Origin of the sequence: Embleya sp. NPDC056575, assembly GCF_042793325.1 — a bacterium.
In the GTDB taxonomy this organism is placed as follows: Bacteria; Actinomycetota; Actinomycetes; order Streptomycetales; family Streptomycetaceae; genus Embleya.
In genome coordinates this window covers 58,686-75,112 of sequence record NZ_JBHTVA010000004.1, presented here as the reverse complement: position 1 = coordinate 75,112, position 16,427 = coordinate 58,686, and the positions used below count along the sequence as shown (strand labels likewise).

9 protein-coding genes are annotated in these 16,427 nt (G+C 70.2%); 4 read left to right on the top strand and 5 right to left on the bottom strand.

The window, feature by feature from the left end:
• Positions 1 to 45: 45 nt before the first annotated feature.
• Positions 46 to 6,522 carry an SDR family NAD(P)-dependent oxidoreductase gene (locus ACFRCG_RS04120; protein WP_380028545.1) on the bottom strand — a complete coding sequence of 2,159 codons (6,477 nt, stop codon included), beginning with the start codon at positions 6,520 to 6,522 and terminating at the stop codon, positions 46 to 48.
• Positions 6,523 to 6,776: 254 nt separating this feature from the next.
• Here ACFRCG_RS04120 and ACFRCG_RS04115 point away from each other — a divergent pair, with 254 nt between their 5' ends.
• From ACFRCG_RS04115 to ACFRCG_RS04100, 4 genes are all read left to right on the top strand, one after another.
• On the top strand, positions 6,777 to 7,988 hold the full coding sequence (locus ACFRCG_RS04115) for a cytochrome P450 (RefSeq protein WP_380028543.1): 1,212 nt from the start codon (positions 6,777 to 6,779) through the stop codon (positions 7,986 to 7,988).
• Between the two features lie 71 nt (positions 7,989 to 8,059).
• Positions 8,060 to 8,308, top strand: a complete 249-nt coding sequence (locus tag ACFRCG_RS04110; RefSeq protein WP_380001871.1) for a ferredoxin — start codon at positions 8,060 to 8,062, stop codon at positions 8,306 to 8,308.
• Between the two features lie 62 nt (positions 8,309 to 8,370).
• A complete protein-coding gene (locus tag ACFRCG_RS04105) occupies positions 8,371 to 9,537 on the top strand; it encodes a cytochrome P450 (protein ID WP_380028787.1) in 1,167 nt (388 codons plus the stop codon).
• Between the two features lie 146 nt (positions 9,538 to 9,683).
• Positions 9,684 to 10,403, top strand: a complete 720-nt coding sequence (locus ACFRCG_RS04100) for an SDR family NAD(P)-dependent oxidoreductase (protein WP_380028540.1) — start codon at positions 9,684 to 9,686, stop codon at positions 10,401 to 10,403.
• A 97-nt stretch (positions 10,404 to 10,500) separates the two neighbouring features.
• Here ACFRCG_RS04100 and ACFRCG_RS04095 read toward each other — a convergent pair whose 3' ends face one another.
• The 4 genes from ACFRCG_RS04095 to ACFRCG_RS04080 all read right to left on the bottom strand — a co-directional run bounded on the left by ACFRCG_RS04095 (position 10,501) and on the right by ACFRCG_RS04080 (position 16,349).
• Entirely contained in the window at positions 10,501 to 11,376 is an 876-nt protein-coding gene (locus tag ACFRCG_RS04095; RefSeq protein WP_380028538.1) for a 2-oxo acid dehydrogenase subunit E2, read from the bottom strand.
• Between the two features lie 82 nt (positions 11,377 to 11,458).
• The gene (locus ACFRCG_RS04090; RefSeq protein WP_380028536.1) at positions 11,459 to 12,487 is read right to left on the bottom strand and encodes a 3-oxoacyl-ACP synthase III family protein; all 1,029 of its coding nucleotides are present in this window, start codon (positions 12,485 to 12,487) and stop codon (positions 11,459 to 11,461) included.
• Between the two features lies 1 nt (position 12,488).
• Positions 12,489 to 13,040 (bottom strand): hypothetical protein, encoded by a 552-nt coding sequence (locus ACFRCG_RS04085; RefSeq protein ID WP_380028534.1) that lies wholly within the window; start codon positions 13,038 to 13,040, stop codon positions 12,489 to 12,491.
• An 84-nt stretch (positions 13,041 to 13,124) separates the two neighbouring features.
• Complete coding sequence (locus tag ACFRCG_RS04080) at positions 13,125 to 16,349, bottom strand: ATP-binding protein (protein ID WP_380028532.1); 3,225 nt, start codon at positions 16,347 to 16,349, stop codon at positions 13,125 to 13,127.
• Positions 16,350 to 16,427: the final 78 nt, after the last annotated feature.

The following is a 16,427-nucleotide window of genomic DNA, read 5'->3' as shown; positions in this document are numbered from 1 at the left end:
TCCGGAATCAGCCTCAACAGGTGGGAGCAGGTGACTGCTGGCGGGTCAGGAAATGCCGAATTCCTCGTTGATGTACTCGAAGATCTCGTCGTCCGTGGCCGACGCGATGTCGGTGCCGAGGGCGCCCTCGGTCGAGGTGTGGGACTGCCGTGCGTTCAGTCGCGCCAGGAGGGCCGAGAGTCGTTCGGCCAGTTCGGTACGGGTCGCCTCGTCCGGCGGCGGGTCGGCCAGGATCGTTTCCAGGCGCGTCAGTTCGGCCGCCGCCGAGCGCGGGGGATCCGTCTCCGGGACCAGTCGGGCACGCAGGTAGCGGGCGAAGGCGACCGGAGTCGGGTGGTCGAACAGGACGGTGCTGCCCAACCGATGGTCGAGCGCGGAGCTGAGCCGGTTGCGCAGTTCCATCGCGGTGAGTGAATCGAACCCCTGGTCCATGAAGCCCTGTTCGACGTTGATCGTCTGCGCGCCGGGGTGCCCGAGGACGGTGGCCGCGTGGGTGCGCACCAGGTCGAGCAGCATGCGGTGCTGCTCGGCTTCCGAGAGCGCGGCGAGCTTGGCGACCACGCTTTCGGTTGATCCGGACGAGGGCGACGGCCCGACGGAACGGGGCTGCCGGCGAACGAGGTTGATCGGAACGAGGGCGGGATGGGGAGTGGTGAGCGCGATGTCGAGCAGGCCGAGCGCGTGTGCCGACCCGAGGGGTGTGATGCCCAGGGCGCGATGACGTTCGTGGTCGGTGGTGTCGAGGCCGGCGGTGAGGTTGCTGGTCTGCCGCCAGGGACCCCAGGCGAGGCTCACGGTGGGGTGTCCTCGGGTGTGGCGTTGTTGGGCCAGGGCGTCGAGGAAGGTGTTGGCGGCGGCGTAGTTGGCCTGTCCCGGGCTGCCGAGGATTCCGGCGGCGGAGGAGTACAGGACGAGGGTCGGGGCCGGTTCGAGATGTTCGGTTCGGGTGTGCAGGTGCCACGCGGCGTCGATCTTGGGTGGCAGGACGGTGTCGAGGTGTTCGGTTGTCTGGTTGCCGAGGGTGGCGTCGGCGAGGGTGCCGGCGGTGTGGATGATCGCGGTGAGTGGGTGGTTCGGGTTGATGGAGGCGAGGAGGGTGTCGGTGTGTTGGGGGTTGGTGGCGTCGGTTGGGGTGATGGTGACGTGGGCGCCGAGTTCGGTGAGTTCGGTGTGTAGTGCCTGGGTTTGCGGGGTGTTGCCGGATCGGTTGGTGAGGATGAGGTGGCGGGCGCCGTGGTGGGTGACGAGGTGGCGTGCGGTGAGTGCGCCGAGGGTGCCGGTGCCGCCGGTGATCAGGATCGTGCCGTCGGGGTCGATGGCTTGGGGGAGGGTGAGTGTGAGTTTCCCGGTGTGATGTCCCTGGGAGAGGTGTCGCAGGGCCTGGGGAGCGTGCGTGACGTGCCAACCGGTCGTCGGCAGCGGTTCGAGGGTGCCGTCCGCGAACAGCGGGGAAAGGACCGCGAAGATGCGCCGAACCTCGTCCGGACCGATCGTGTTCAGGTCGAAGGCGCGGTAGACCACGCCGGGATGTGCGCTCGCGATCGTCTCCGGATCGCGGATGTCGGCCTTGCCCATTTCCACGAATCGTCCACCGCGCGGCAACACCCGCAGCGAGGCGTCCACATACTCCCCGGCGAGCGAGTTCAGGACGACATCCACCCCCTTGCCGTCGGTGGAACGCAGCAGGTGCTCCTCGAAGTCGAGGCTGCGCGAGGAGGTGATGCGCGCCTCGTCGAAGCCCTGGGCGCGCAGGAGATGCCACTTGCCGGGGCTCGCGGTCGGGTACGGCTCGGCGCCCAGGTGTCGGGCGATTCGAACCGCGGCCATGCCGACGCCGCCGGTCGCCGCGTGCACGAGCACCGATTCGCCCGAGCGCAACCCACCCAGGTCGACCAGCCCGTGGTAGGCGGTGAGGAACGCGACCGGGGCGCCGGCCGCCTGCGCGAACGTCCAGCCCTTGGGTACGGGAGCGAGGGTGCGTCGGTCGGCGACGGCCGTCGGGCCCACGCCGTCCGCGAACAGCCCCATCACCGCGTCGCCGGGCGCGAGGTCCGACACACCCGGACCGGTCTCCAGCACGATCCCCGCACCCTCGCTGCCGATCGGTGCCGAGCCGGGGTAACTTCCCAACGCGATCAGCGCGTCGCGGAAGTTGAGACCGATCGCGCGCAGCGCGACCCGCACCCGGCCGGCGGCCGGCGGGCCGTCCGGCTCGGTCACGGGCAGCAGCGCCACGTTCTCCAGGGTGCCCAGGCCGGTTGTACCGAGCCGCCAGGTCGGCGCGTCGGTGGGCACGGTGAGCGGCGGCAGGTACGGGACCAACTCCGGGATCAGCAACTGCTGCTGCCTGACGGCGACCTGCGGCCGATCGGCGGCGACGGCCGCGATGACGTTCGCGGTCCTGGTGCCCGCGGCCACGTCGACCAGCCCGAATCGGTCGGGGTGCTCGCTCTGGGCCGCGCGGACCAGGCCCCACAGCGGTGCGTGCGGCAGGTTGTCCAGGCGATCGCCGTGGTGGGTGGCGATCGCCTGCTTGGTCACGAACACCAGGCGGGACGCGACGAACTCCTCGTACCCCAACCACTCCTGCAGCAGGGCAAGGGCACCCGATATCGCCGCACGGGCCTGCGCGGGAATGTCCGAGGCGTCGGCCTCGGCCGGGATCCGGCCGGCGGGCGCGATCACGACGTCCGGGACCGGAGCACCGTTGCGGACCGCCTCGCGAAGCGCCGCGAGGTCCTGGTGGGTGTCGAAGATGGTGCCGGAGGCGTCCATGGCCTCGGTGAGGTTGGCGGAGGGGCGCCCGAGCATCGCCCAGACACCGGCTCCGGCCGCCGGGCCCGCCGTCGTCGGGAGCGGCTGCCAGCGTTGCTCGTGCAGTCCCTGCTCGTCCCGTGGCGTGAGCGCGGCGAGCCGGGCGGCGTCGATCGGCCGCGTGATCACGGTGTCGATCGTGACGAGGTGGTCGCCCTGCGGGGTGTCGAGAGCGACCGAGAAGCCGTGTTCGCCGCCGGAACCCAGGCGCACCCGCGCGCGGGTGGCACCGGTGACCGTGTGCCGGATACCGGTGAAGGCGAACGGAAGTCGGGTCGTCTCGGTGTCGTCCCGGGTGAGCAGCACGGCGTGCAGCGCGGCGTCGAGGAGGGCGGGGTGGATGGTGTGGCCGGTCGGGTCGGCGTCGTCCGGCAGGCGGATCTCGGCGTAGAGGTCGTCGCCGTCGCGCCACAGGGCGGTCAACCCTCGGAAGAGCGGCCCGTAGTGGTGACCCTGCGCGGCCAGTTCCGCGTACGCGTCGGCGAGGTCGATCGGGCGCGCACCGGCCGGGGGCCCGACGGCGTCGACTCGCGCGGGTTCGGCGGCCTCCGCGGCGGCCGGTGCGAGAGTGCCGGTGGCGTGCCGGGTCCAGGCGCGCGGCGCGGCGCCGGGATCCGTGGTCTCGGCCCGGGAGTCGATCGCCAGGGACCGGTGCCCGGTGTCGTCGACGGGGCCCACGGTGACGTGTAGCCGAACCGCCTGTCGCTCGAAGAGCGGCAGCGGATTCTCCAGCGTCAGCTCTTCCAGATCGGGAGTGTCCTCGAACCGGGTCGCGGCGTGCAGGGCGAGGTCGAGGAAGGCGGTGCCGGGCAGGAGGACGGTGTCGTGTACGGCGTGGTCGGCGAGCCAGGGGTGGGTGGCGAGCGACAGCCGCCCGGTGAGCAGGAGTCCGTCCGCGAGTTCCGTGCCGGCGTCGAGCAGCGGATGGGTCGACTCGCGCTGATCGAAGCCCGCCACGGGCGTCGGCGTCGTCGAGGTGAGCCAGTAGCGCTCTCGTTGGAACGCGTACGTGGGCAGATCGGTCGCGATCGGGGGTGGGAGGAAGGTGTCCCAGTCCGGGGTCGCGCCGTGGATGTGCGCGTGTGCGACGGCGGCGTGGAACGTGCGGAGGTCCCCGTGTTCGCGACGCAGTGTGCCGATCGCCGCGGCGCGGACGGGGTGGGCGTCGATGGTCTCGTCGAGACCGACGGTGAGCACCGGGTGTGGGCTCGCCTCGATGAAGAGCGTGTGTCCGTCGGAGAGGAGGGCTTCGACGGTCTCCTGGAAGCGGACGGTGCTGCGCAGGTTGGTGTACCAGTACTCGGGGGTGCAGGTGGTGCCGTCGAGCGGCGCCGCCGTGACGGTGGAGTACATCGGGATGTCCCCGGCCACGGCCTTGATATCGGTGAGGTCGGTGAGGATTTGTTGGTGGAGTGGTTCGACGTGGGGGCTGTGTGAGGCGTAGGTGACGGGGATGCGGCGGTGGCGGATGTCGTGGGTTTCGCAGTGTGCCTGGAGTTGGTCGAGTGTTTGGTGGTTTCCGGAGACGACGGTGGAGTGGGGGCCGTTGAGGGCGGCGATGGTGAGGTGGGGGTGGTGGGTGAGGAGTTGTCGGGTGGTGTGTGGGGGTTGGGCGATGGAGAGCATGCCGCCGTGGGTGGTGAGGGTGGTGATGGCTTGGGAGCGCAGGGCGATGATGCGGGCGGAGTCGTGGAGGGTGAGGGCTCCGGCGATGTGGGCGGCGGCGATTTCGCCTTGGGAGTGGCCGATGACGGCGTCGGGGTGGATGCCGTGGTGTTCCCATAGGCGGGCGAGGCTGATCATCATGGCCCACAGGGCGGGTTGTACGACGTCGACGCGGTCGAGGGAGGGGGCGTGGTCGGTTGCGGTGACGACGTCGATGAGGTTCCAGTCGACGTAGGGCGCGAGAGCGTCCGCGCACTCGCCCAGTGCGCGGGCGAACACGGGTGAGGTGTCGAGGAGTTCGCGGGCCATGCCGGGCCATTGCGAGCCCTGACCGGGAAAGACGAACACGACCCGGCAGTCGTCGTGCGCGATCGCGCGGATCGCGCCCGCTTCCAGGTCGCCGCGTGCCAGTGCGGCCAACCCGGCCAGGAGGTCGGCGCGGTCGTCGGCGGGCACGGCGGCCCGATGCTCCAGGGCGGCGCGGGTACGGGCGAGCGCCGCGCCGACTCCACGCGGATCCGCGTCGGGATGCGCCACCGCGAAGTCCCGCAACCGGGCGGCCTGGGCCCGCAGCGCCGGTTCGGTCCGACCCGACACCAGCCAGGGCACGGAGACGCCGTCGACGTCCTCGCCGCCGGCCTCGTCAGGGGTGGGGTCGCCCTGTTCGAGGACGAGGTGGGCGTTGGTGCCGCTGATTCCGAACGAGGACACCGCGGCGCGTCGCGGCCGGTCGGGGGTGCGCGGCCACGGCCGGGCCTCGGTGAGCAGGGAGACGGCGCCGGTGTCCCAGTCGACGTGCGGTGTCGGCTCGTCCACGTGCAGCGTCGCGGGCAACGTCTCGTGCCGCAGGGCCTGGACCATCTTGATCACACCGGCGATCCCGGCCGCGGCCTGGGTGTGCCCGATGTTCGACTTCACCGACCCCAACCACAACGGCCGCCCGGGGTCGTGGTGTTGGCCATACGTGGCCAACAACGCCTGCGCCTCGATCGGATCCCCCAACGCCGTCCCGGTCCCGTGCGCCTCCACCACGTCGACCTGATCCGCCGTCAACCCCGCACCCGCCAACGCCGCCCGGATCACCCGCTGCTGCGACGGCCCGCTCGGCGCCGTCAAACCATTGCTGGCACCGTCCTGGTTGACGGCCGAACCCCTGATCACGGCGAGTACGGTGTGACCGTTGTCGCGGGCCCGGCTCAGTGGTTCGAGCAGGACCAGGCCGACACCCTCGGCCAGCGCGAACCCGTCGGCGTCGGCGGCGAAGGGCTTGCAGCGGCCGTCCGGGGCCAGACCGCGCTGGCGGCTGAACTCCAGGAACGGGTTCAGGCTGGGCAGGACCGTCGCGCCACCCGCGAGCGCGAGATCGCATTCCCCGTTGCGCAGCGCCTGGCAGGCCAGGTGCAGGGCGACCAGGGACGACGAGCAGGCGGTGTCGACGGTGACGGCCGGGCCCTCCAGGCCCAGTGCGTACGCGATTCGCCCGGACGCCACGCTCACCGTGTTCCCGGTCAGGAAGTAGCCCTCCCCGGCCCGGGTGACCGCGTCCCGGCCGGCGGGTACGTATTCCTGGGAGATCACCCCGGTGAAGACCCCGGTGTTGCCCCCGAACAGTGCGGTCGGGGCGATCCCGGCGTTTTCGAGGGTTTCCCACGCGGTCTCCAACAACAGGCGCTGCTGCGGGTCCATGGCCGTCGCCTCGCGCGGCGAGATCCCGAAGAAGCCCGCGTCGAAGTCGCCCGCGTCGTGGAGGAAGCCGCTCTCTCTCACGTAGGTGTGCCCGATGGCGTCCGGATCCGGGTCGTGGGCCGACTCCAGGTCCCAGCCCCGGTCGTCGGGAAACGCCGAGATGGCGTCGACGCCGTCGCGGACCAGTCGCCACAGGTCCGAGGCATCGCGCACGCCGCCCGGAAGGCGACATCCCATCCCCACGATCGCGATCGGCTCCGACCGGCCGGCTTCGAGCTCGCGCAGCCGGTCGCGCGTCTCCTGGAGCTCGCCCGTCACCCGCCGCAGATAGTCGCGCAGCTTGTCTTCGTTCGCCATCCGGTATCAGCCTCAACAGGTGGGAGAGAACGTACGTTTCGCCGACCGGAGCAGCAGTCGGGCACCGTGCCGCTCAGCGTTCGCAGAGGTGCTTAGAGGGCGCTTAAAACGTCCTTAACATCTTCCGGCCTGCGGTTTCGCGGCGGATGGGGGTCGTGGGCCAAGGCCGGCCGCCTTTAAGAAGGTGCTAAGCGGCGTTTAAGCGCGGGCTCCGAAACTGGCTGCTCATGACTTGCCGGTAAGGGAGTTGCATCGTGACAGAGACCGCCTCGGCACACCTGCCGACGTTTCCCATGCCGAGATCGTGTCCGTTCGACCTCTCGCCGCAGTATGCCGAGCTGAGGAGCGAACAGCCCATCACGCAGGTGCAATTGGCGAGCGGAAAAGCCGCCTGGCTGATCACCCGGCATCAGGACGTGCGCCGACTCTTCCTGGATCCCAATCTCAGTGCCAACGGCGCGCATCCCGAATTCCCGGCGTTGGCTCCGCGCAAGCAGTCCTTCGACGAGCAGTCGAAGGGTTTCCTGCCGTGGATGGACCAGCCGGAGCACACCACGTACCGGCGGATGGTGATCAACGAGTTCACGGTGCGTCGGATCGCCCGCATGCGCCCGCGCATCCAGGAGATCGTGGACGACTGTGTCGGTGCGATGCTCGCCGGTCCGCGGCCGGTGGACCTGGTCCAGGCACTGTCGCTGCCCGTGCCGTCACTGACCATATGTGACCTGCTCGGCGTCCCGTACGAGGACCTGGACCACATCCAGCGGCATGCGATGATCATGGTCAGTCGTATCCACACCGCCCAGGAACGCGCTGCGGCGCTGCGGGAACTGCGCACCTATCTCGGCGAGTTGTTGCTCATCAAGGGCAAGCAGCCGCAGGACGACATGCTCAGTCGGCTGGTGGTCAAGCACCGGGACGAGGGCCGCGACGACCACGGGCACCTGACCGGGCTCGCGCTGCTGATCCTGGTCGGCGGCTACGAGAGCACGGCGAGCACGATCTCGCTGGGTACCGTGGCGCTCCTGGAACACCCCGACCAGGTGGCCGCGTTGCTCGCCGACCCCACACTGGCACCGCGTGCGGTGGAGGAACTGCTGCGCTACTTCAGCGTCGCGGACAACGTCACCAGCCGGATCGCGATCGCCGACATCGAGATCGGCGGGGTGACCATCCGGGCGGGCGAGGGTGTGCTGCTGTCGAACGCGGCGGCCAATCGGGATCCGAGCGTGTTCGCGCATCCCGAGGTGCTGGACATCCACCAGGACACCCGCACACATGTGGCGTTCGGATACGGCATCCACCAGTGCCTCGGGCAGAACCTGGCCCGGTTGGAACTGGAGATCGTCTTTCGCACGCTCTTCGGCCGGATCCCGGGACTGCGGACGGCCGTGCCGGTGGCGGAACTGCCTTTCAAGAACGACGCGATCATGTTCGGCGTGCACGAAGTACCGGTGACCTGGTGACCCGGTCCACGGCCGCGGGGCACCGGAACGGCCCCGAGCGCCCGAGCGCGACCGAGCGGAAGTGGAGCGCGATGAGTGTGGAAGTGGACCGCGACGCCTGCGTGGGTGCCGGACAGTGTGTGCTCGCGGCACCGGATGTATTCGATCAGGGGGACGAGGACGGCCTGTCGTTCGTGCTTCCCGGCGCGTCGGAGCCCGAGAACCTGCGGGCCGTCCGGGACGCGGTGCTGCGCTGTCCGGCCCGAGCGATCACGCTCACCACCGCGCCCGCACCGGAGCCGTCCATCCCCGACGCACCCCCGAACGGAGCCGCCACGTGAGCGACAACGACGTCACCATCGAAACCGGCGACCCCCGGGTGGCGGACCTGCTCGCCTACCCGATGCCGCGCACCTGCCCCTTCGGCGCGCCGAAGGAGTACGCGGAGCTGCGCGAGCGCGAACCCATCACCCGGGTTCGGCTGCCCACGGGCCGGTGGGCCTGGCTGGTCACCGCGCACGACGCGGTGCGCCGACTGTTCACCGACCCCAACCTCAGCGCCAACCGCGTGCATCCCGGCTTCCCCGCGCTGCTGGCGGGACAGGGTGGGATCAACCCCGCGGGTTTTCTGCCGTGGATGGACCCGCCGGAGCACACCACGTATCGACGCATGGTGATCAGCGAGTTCACCGTCCGGCGGGTACAGCGCCTGCGACCGCGGATCGAGGAGATCGTCACGACGCACGTGGACGGGCTGCTCGCGGGCCCCCGCCCGGTCGACCTGGTCCAGGCGCTGTCCCTGCCCGTTCCCTCGTTGGTGATCTGTGACCTGCTGGGAGTGCCGTACGCGGACCGGGAGTTCTTCCAGACCCGGGCCCGGATCATGGTCGATCGTAATGCCGGCGGCCCCGAGCGGCTCGGCTCGATGACCGAACTGCGGTCGTTGCTACGCGACTTGGTGGTCGCCAAGCAGAACGAACCGAGCGACGACGTGCTCAGCCGGCTCGCGGTGAAGTATCGCGAGGCCGGGGTCGAGGACACCGACCACCTGGCCGGGATGGCGCTGTTGATCCTGGTCGCCGGCCACGAGACCACGGCGAACATGATCTCGCTCGCGGTCACCTATCTGCTGGAGCACCCGGACCGGCTCGCCGAACTGCGGGGCGATCCGACGCTGATCCCGGACGCGGTGGAGGAGTTCCTGCGCTACTTCAGCATCTCCGACCACTCCACGAACCGGGTGGCGCTCGCCGACATCGAGATCGACGGCGTGACCATCCGGGCCGGGGAGGGTGTACTGCTGTCCAACGGCGCGGCCAACCGGGACGCGAAGATCTTCGACGACCCGGACGAGTTCGACGCGCACCGCGACGCCCGACCGCACCTGGCGTTCGGATACGGCATCCACCAGTGCCTGGGACAGAACCTGGCCCGACTGGAGTTGGAGATCGTGCTCGGCACCCTCCTCGAACGCGTCCCGGACCTGCGACTGGCCGTGCCGTTGGCGGAACTGCCGTTCAAGAACGACACGATCATGTACGGGATCCACGAAGTCCCGGTGACCTGGTAACCGGGTAGCCCGGTGGCGACCCGGCGACCCGGCGAGCGTTCGGCGCCGGTGATTCCGGCGTACGCCCTACCCCCGTACCCCCATGTTTCCCGTTCCCGAGCCGTCGGCATCGGCGTGCTCGGCTCGGCAGAGAGGTTCCCACACCAATGTCCAAGACCATCGCCATTTTCGGGGCGGGGAGCGGCCTGGGACTCGCCGTGGCCCGGCGCTTCGGAGCCGAGGGATATCGAGTCGCACTCGTCGCCCGGCGCAGGGAGCGGCTGGAGGAGTTGCGTGCCGCGTTGGCGACCGAGGGCGTGGAGGCGCACACCTTCACGGCCGACCTCGCCGACCACACCCGGCTCGGCGCGACCGTGGACGAGATCGGCGCCGCGCTCGGCGGCATCGACGTGATCGAGTACAGCCCGGCGGGCATCACCGAACAGCCGGTCGCCACGCTGGACCTGGACCTGGACAACCTGCAACCACAGCTGGACGTGCGCCTGCTCGCGCCGATCGTGCTCGTGCGGCACGTACTGCCCGCCATGATCGAACGTGGCGAGGGCGGGCTGCTGTTCGGTCTCGGCTCGGTCGGCAGTCAGCCGGTGTCCTTCATGAGCAACGTCGGCATCGCCTTCGCCGGACTGCGCAACTACATCTACACGCTCAACAGTTCCCTTGCCGACAAGGGTGTGTACGCCGGCGCGTTGACCATCGGCGCGCTGATCGAAAAGAGCGAGGCCCAGGAGAAGTTCGACGCCAAGACCGCGTTCACGGCCGCGCAGGGCGTCGTGCGCGTGTGGCCCGAGGATCTGGCGGATCGGTTCTGGGACATGTACGCCAAACGGGACCGGGTCGAGGAGGTCGTCGGCGGATTCGAGGGGTAGGACACACTCCGCATACGACGACGTCGCCGCCGGTGGGATCTCCCGCCGGCGGCGACGTCGTCGTCGCGTCGAATCCCTCGAACCGGGTCGGTTCGGATCAGCCCGTGCCCCGCGCCAGGACGGACGGGTCGGTGTCGACGGGGGAGGGGGCCTCCCGTGCGACCGCGTCGAGGAGTCGGTCCTCGGCGGATCCGGATCGTGTCTCGCTCTCCTCGCCGACGGATGCGAGCGCCTCGAGGTTGTCCTTGATGTCGGTCAGGACGTCGGCCGCCTCCGCACCGTCGATCACCCGGTGGTCGAACGCGAGGCTCAGGCGCATCACCGGGCGGACCACCACCCGTTCGTCGCGCACCACCGCCAGGTCGCGCACCTGTCCCACGCCCAGGGTGATCGTGGTGCCGCCGACCGAGTGGAAGCCGTGCACGGGGCGGTGACCGAGCGAGGTGATCGCGACGGTGCCGAACGACTCCGCCCGACGTGCCAGCGGGCGGGTCGCGAGCCGAAACGCCAAGCGCCCCAGCGGCATCGGCAGCCGATGCAGTAGGCGCACCTTGGCGAACTCCGGCATCCGCGCGGGATCCCCGTCCCGGAACGGCCGCAGCCGGTCCTGGATTTCGTCGATTCCGGCAGTGTCCACGCGTGGAACGACCGTCGCGAGTACCACCCTTCGGCCGTTCAACACGCGGTCCAGGGTGATCTTGGCGTCGACCGTGGGGTAGTGCGCCACCCTCGGCCGCAGCCGACCGCGGATGGCGGCGTTGGCGTCGGGATGTGCGGCCAGGGCGCGGCCGGCGGCCAGGGCCACATAGGACACCAGCGAGTACGAGTGCCCCGCCTCGCGGTGTTCGGTGCGGTGTTCGCGCACGCGGGACATGTCGACGTCGGTGTCCAGGAACACCGGGGCGAAGCCTCGGGTCTGCTCCAAAAAGTACAGGGTGTGGCGGCGCTCCCGGGGCACCGGAGTGCTTCGCACGAGGGGCTCCTTACGCTGTCGCGAGGTCGGGTCCCGGCCGCGGATCCCACGACGGGACCACGGGCCGGGTCGATGGCGGTGCTCAGACGGTCTCGACGGCAAAACCGCCCTTGATCCACTTGCTGGACTCCACCGAGATGCCGAGCAGGCGCTGACCGGGGATCGCCCGTTCGAAGGCGCTCTCCAATTGGAAGAACGGGGTGGCGTTGCCGTTGTTGCCGATCTCGCGCACCCGGCTGATCTCGTACGCTCCGGGCAGCGCCAGCAGATCCACGATCTTCGTGGTCATCCGCCCGGACAACTGCGGCGGCAACAGGTAGTCGATCTCGTCGCGTTGCCACCCGGTGTCGTCCAGGAGCTCGTCCAGGATCTCGGCGGACATCAGCGGCACCCGCTCCTCGATCGCCTTGTAGTCCTCGATCGCCGGCGGCCGATCCGAGCCCCGATCCCCCGGGCCGTACCAGTCCAGCGTCTGTCCGGGTTCCCGGTCCAGACCGGTGAGCCTGGTGAACAACTGGCGGATCACCGCCGCGCCGGGAACCGACGTACGCTCCAGGACCGCCGCGCCGGCACCGTCGCCGAACAGTACGTAGTGCACCAGTTGGTCGGGCGGCAGCGTCGCGAAATCCAGATCGAAGTCGTAGAACTTGGCCGACACGTCGCCGCCCAGGACCAGGGCGTTGCGATACCCGCCGCCCGCCAGCAACTGTTGCGCCAGGCTCAGCGCCTGGAACGCGCCGCAGCAGCCCGACTGGATCTGGTACGTGGGCACGCCGTTGATCCGCAACCGGTCGGCGACCACGTTCGCCGTCGTGGGCATCAACAGGTCCGGTGAGGCGGTGGCCAGGACCAGCAGGTCCACGTCCTCGGCGGCCCGCCCCGCGCCCTCCAGGGCACGGCGACCGGCCGTCTCGCACAGGTCCGCCAACGAGTGCGCGGGTTCGGCCGTGTCCAGGTCGATCGACAGGTGCCGGCTCCTGGTGCCGATGAACGTCTCGACCCACTGCTCCCACTGCCCGCCCATGCGCAACCGCCGCCCCAGGGCGGCGTTGTCGATCGCCGGACCCGGCAGCGCGGTGCCGATCGAACGGATGTGGACGTCGCCGTCCACGTCAGCCGCACAACCGGATGACCACGGCCGCCCGCTCACTGGGCACCGGGGGATTGGACAGCGGCGGAATCAGGTGCCAGCGGCGGTATCCGCGCTTGCCGGCGAAGGAGCCGCCGGTGCCGATCGCCTTGAGGTGCAGCCACTCGCCCGCGATCATCCCGTCCCGGTCGATGCCGGTGGCCGAGTCCCGGAAGGTGCCCTGCGGCAGATGCACGGCCTCGTGATACTCGCTGATCAGGTGGCCGTCCGAGGGCCGGCGGCCGGTGATCGTGACGAACCCGACCGCGTCGCCGATGATGTTGTCCTGCTTGTCGTAGATCACGTCGTAGTAGGTGGCCGTGTCACCGACCTGCTGCATGGGCGGGTTCGCCGAGCCGACCGTGCTGTACTTGACCGTCTGCTCGGTGATTCCGCCGACTTCCACACATCGATTGCCCCGCTTGTCGCCGTCCGCCGCGAACGCGTCGGACGCCATCACCGTCGCGGTGGTGGTCACGCACAGCGCGACCAGCGCCGCACTGCGGGCGCGGGACCATTTCGTCGGGTGCGCCATGATCTTCCCCTTCGCTCGTCCGGCCGGGACGTCGAGGGGGCACCGCACGGTGCGCGGGCGCGGTCCCGGCCGTCGCTGCGATGTTCAGGGGCAGCACTTAGACAGACCTAAAGCCGGGCTTGGCGGAGCCGGTCCGCTCTGCAGCCCGGTGACCAGATGGGCCAGTTCGGCGCGCGAACTCAGGTCGAGCTTGCGGTAGATGTGGGCGAGGTGGGCGTCCACGGTACGCGGGCTCAGCCGCAACACCTGGGCGATCTCTCGGGTGCGCATGCCCGTTCCCGCGAGATCGGCGATCTCGCGCTCGCGATTGGTCAGCACGGACAGCGCCGTCGCGGCGCCCGGCTCGGTCGGATCCTTGGCCCAGGCCAGCGCGGCCAGCCGCTCCTCGGCCCGGCGATACAGCGTGTCCGCGCCGGCTCGGCGGGCCAGTTCGCGGGCGAGGACCAGCAGTTTCGTCGCGTCGTCCACCCGGCCGGCCACGGCCTCGCAATCGGCGGCGTCCAACAGCGCCGTGGTCCGCGGCAGCGTCAGGTCGGCCGCCGCCAGCCGGTCGGCGGCGTGCTGGTACAGGTCCGAGGCGGTGTCCGGGTCGTCGGCGAACCGGGCCACCTCGGCCTCGGCGAGCAGCGCCTCCGCGTGCTGGAACGACGGTTCCGACTCGCGCACCGCGTCCCGGGCCCGCTTCGCCCACAACGCCGCGTCGGGGTCGCCCGCCGCGATCGTGGCGACGGTGAGCATCCGGTGGCACATCGGTCGAAGCATCGCGGGCAGGTTGAGCAGGTCGGGCCCGCGTCCGACGTCGAGGATCAGCATCCGGCTGCGCCGGGGATCGGCCACCACCGTGGCGCGGGCCAGCGCCAGGGCCGCGCTGACCCGCCACAGGCTGCCCGGTTGGAGTGCGGCGACCGCCTGCTCCGCGAGCTGTCGGCCGGTGTCGTGCGCGCCGTTCCAGGACTTCTGCAGGGCCTTGAGGGCCAGCGTGAGGCCGCGGACCTCGTCGGAGTCGATGCGCTCGGCGATCGCGTACGCCTCGTCGATGATCGGCTCGGCCCCCGCCGTCGGCCCCACGAACAGGCAGATGTGGCACAGGCCGTCGATCATGATCGGCAGGAGGTACACCTGGCCGGTGGCGTACGCGATGCCCAGTCCGCGCAGCATGTGCCGCTGGGCGTCGGTGAACCGGCCGAGGAAGATCTCGGCCCAGGCCAGCAGCGGCAACACCTCCAGACCGTCGACCAGCGCGTCGTTCGGGATGTGATCCAGCCGGGTCGCGCACCGGTCGATCATCCGGGCCCCGGCGGCCCGGTCCCCGGCGATCACCTCGTAGAGCCCGTACAGCGCCAGGGCACTGCCCTCGAGATCCCCGTCGGGGCCGCTGCCGGTGGAGCGCAGGGTGGTGCGCAACTCCTCCGAGGAGGGCCAGATGCCGCTGCCCACCACACCCATGACGGTGCGCAGGACGAACAGGATGCCGGTCGCCGAGCGCGGCTGCGGCAGCGCCGCGATCTCGGAGGTCAACGACGCCCACGCCTGGGTGTGGTTGCCGAGGAACAGGTCGATCATCGTGCGCTGCTTGATCAGCCGCACGCGGTCGTCGACACCGTCGCCGGATCGGATCGCGAGCGCCTCCTCCAGGAGTTCGCGACTCTCCGCGGGCCTGCCCTCCAGGAACAGGGCGTGCGCCGTCTTCGCCAACACCGTGGTGCGTTGGTCTCGAACCCCCGGGTCGCGGTCGATCAGCGAACCGGCGAAGCGCAACCACTGGCCGGCCTGGCGAGGCGCGCAGCGCATCACCTCGTCCGCGGCCCGTACGAGCGTCGCGACCGCGCCGCGTGCGTCCTCGCCGGTGAAGGAGTGCTCGATGTGCGGGGCCCGCGCGGCGGCCGGCGCATCGCGCTCGACCAGTACGGCCAGCGCGTTGCGGTGCAGGCGCAGCCGCCGACAGGCATCGCTTTCGGTGTAGGCGAGCCTGCGCAGTATCGGATGGCGGAAGGAATACTGCACGCCGGCGTCGACCACACGCAGCAGATCGCGACGGACCAGACGGTCGGTGGCGGCGCAGACCTGGCGCATGTCGAGTTCGGCCACCGCCGCCACCGCCCCCAGGTCGAAGCGTTCGGCGAACACGGCCGCCGCGTGCAGCACCTGCGCCTCGACGCCGGACAACCCGGAGATCTCGGCCGACAGGTGGGTGGCGTACTGGTTTTGCAGATCGTCGACGGGGCCGGTCGACGGAGGATGTGCCGTCGGGCCGTGGTGCGTACCGTGCTCGCCGCAGTGTGCCGCGGCGAGCAGATACAGCGGGTTGCCCTCCGATTCCCGGTACAGGTCGCGCAATCGCGGATCCTCCGCGCCTACGCCGAGGAGTTCGGCGCACTGCTCCCGGGTGAGGGCGGGCAGGGCGATGCGCTCCACCGTGCCCTGGACGAGGCCGTGGGCGAGCGACTCGCGCAGTCGCGGCGGGGCCTGGCGGGGGCGATCGGCGATCACCACGAGCAGCGGAACGTCGAGGGGCGAGGAGATCAACTGGTCGATCAACGCCAGCGATTGCGGGTCGGCCCAGTGCATGTCGTCGAGAATGATCACCAGGCCGTCGTGGGTGACGTGTCGCAGCAGCAGGCGCAGCCGATGGGAACCGATCTGGCCCGGCCCCGCATCGGTGTCGGCTGCGCCGAGGTCGGTGGGCGCGTGCAGCACGCGGCGCAGCGAGGCCGCGGTGTGCGTGGGAAGGTGGTCCAGACGTTGCGAGACCAGGTCGCTGTGCAGGGCCGCCACCACCACGTGGAAGGCGTTGTTCTGCCCGTAGGCGGTGCCTCGGGCGTGCAACACGGGAATGTCCCGTTCGTGTGCCTCGGCGGCGAAGTCCGCCAGAAGTCTGCTTTTGCCGCTGCCGATTCCGCCGGCGACTTCGATCACCATGCCCCGTTGTCGTGGTAATCGATCGAGCGAGGTGACGAGTCGTTGTATCTCGTGTCGACGAACGGTCCCGGCATTCGGACGCAATGGAGATTTCGTGGAACTCACCCCGTATGTCCTGCAATCGAGTACCGCGACGCGGTACTTGGTGCGTGAAAGCCGACTCGGGATGATGTCGTCGATGCGACCGGCGCGGGATGGCGGCGGATCCGGCGGACGATGCACGGCCGACGCCACGCGTGCCCCACGGTTCCGTCTCCGGGTGTCTTTCTGCGAACGTGTACCCGTCACCCGGGACCGTCCTGCGCGTTGTTCCCCCTCGTCGACCAGCGTTCCCCTACTGGGGGAATGTGGACGACGCAAGTATAGATCAGCGACGCGCGGATGAGCCATGTGCGTCGGGCCCGATACGTCCTCGGTGCCGCGCCGGCCCGGTGCCGATGAGGGAACGCGGCACCGACCCGGCGCGGG

What these genes read in the sequence shown, in the direction of transcription:
- ACFRCG_RS04080 (WP_380028532.1), bottom strand. Translation starts at nt 16,349, where the DNA reads ATGGCTCATCCGCGCGTCGCTGATCTATACTTGCGTCGTCCACATTCC.
- ACFRCG_RS04120 (WP_380028545.1), bottom strand. Translation starts at nt 6,522, where the DNA reads ATGGCGAACGAAGACAAGCTGCGCGACTATCTGCGGCGGGTGACGGGC.
- ACFRCG_RS04110 (WP_380001871.1), top strand. Translation starts at nt 8,060, where the DNA reads ATGAGTGTGGAAGTGGACCGCGACGCCTGCGTGGGTGCCGGACAGTGT.
- ACFRCG_RS04100 (WP_380028540.1), top strand. Translation starts at nt 9,684, where the DNA reads ATGTCCAAGACCATCGCCATTTTCGGGGCGGGGAGCGGCCTGGGACTC.
- ACFRCG_RS04105 (WP_380028787.1), top strand. Translation starts at nt 8,371, where the DNA reads ATGCCGCGCACCTGCCCCTTCGGCGCGCCGAAGGAGTACGCGGAGCTG.
- ACFRCG_RS04085 (WP_380028534.1), bottom strand. Translation starts at nt 13,040, where the DNA reads ATGGCGCACCCGACGAAATGGTCCCGCGCCCGCAGTGCGGCGCTGGTC.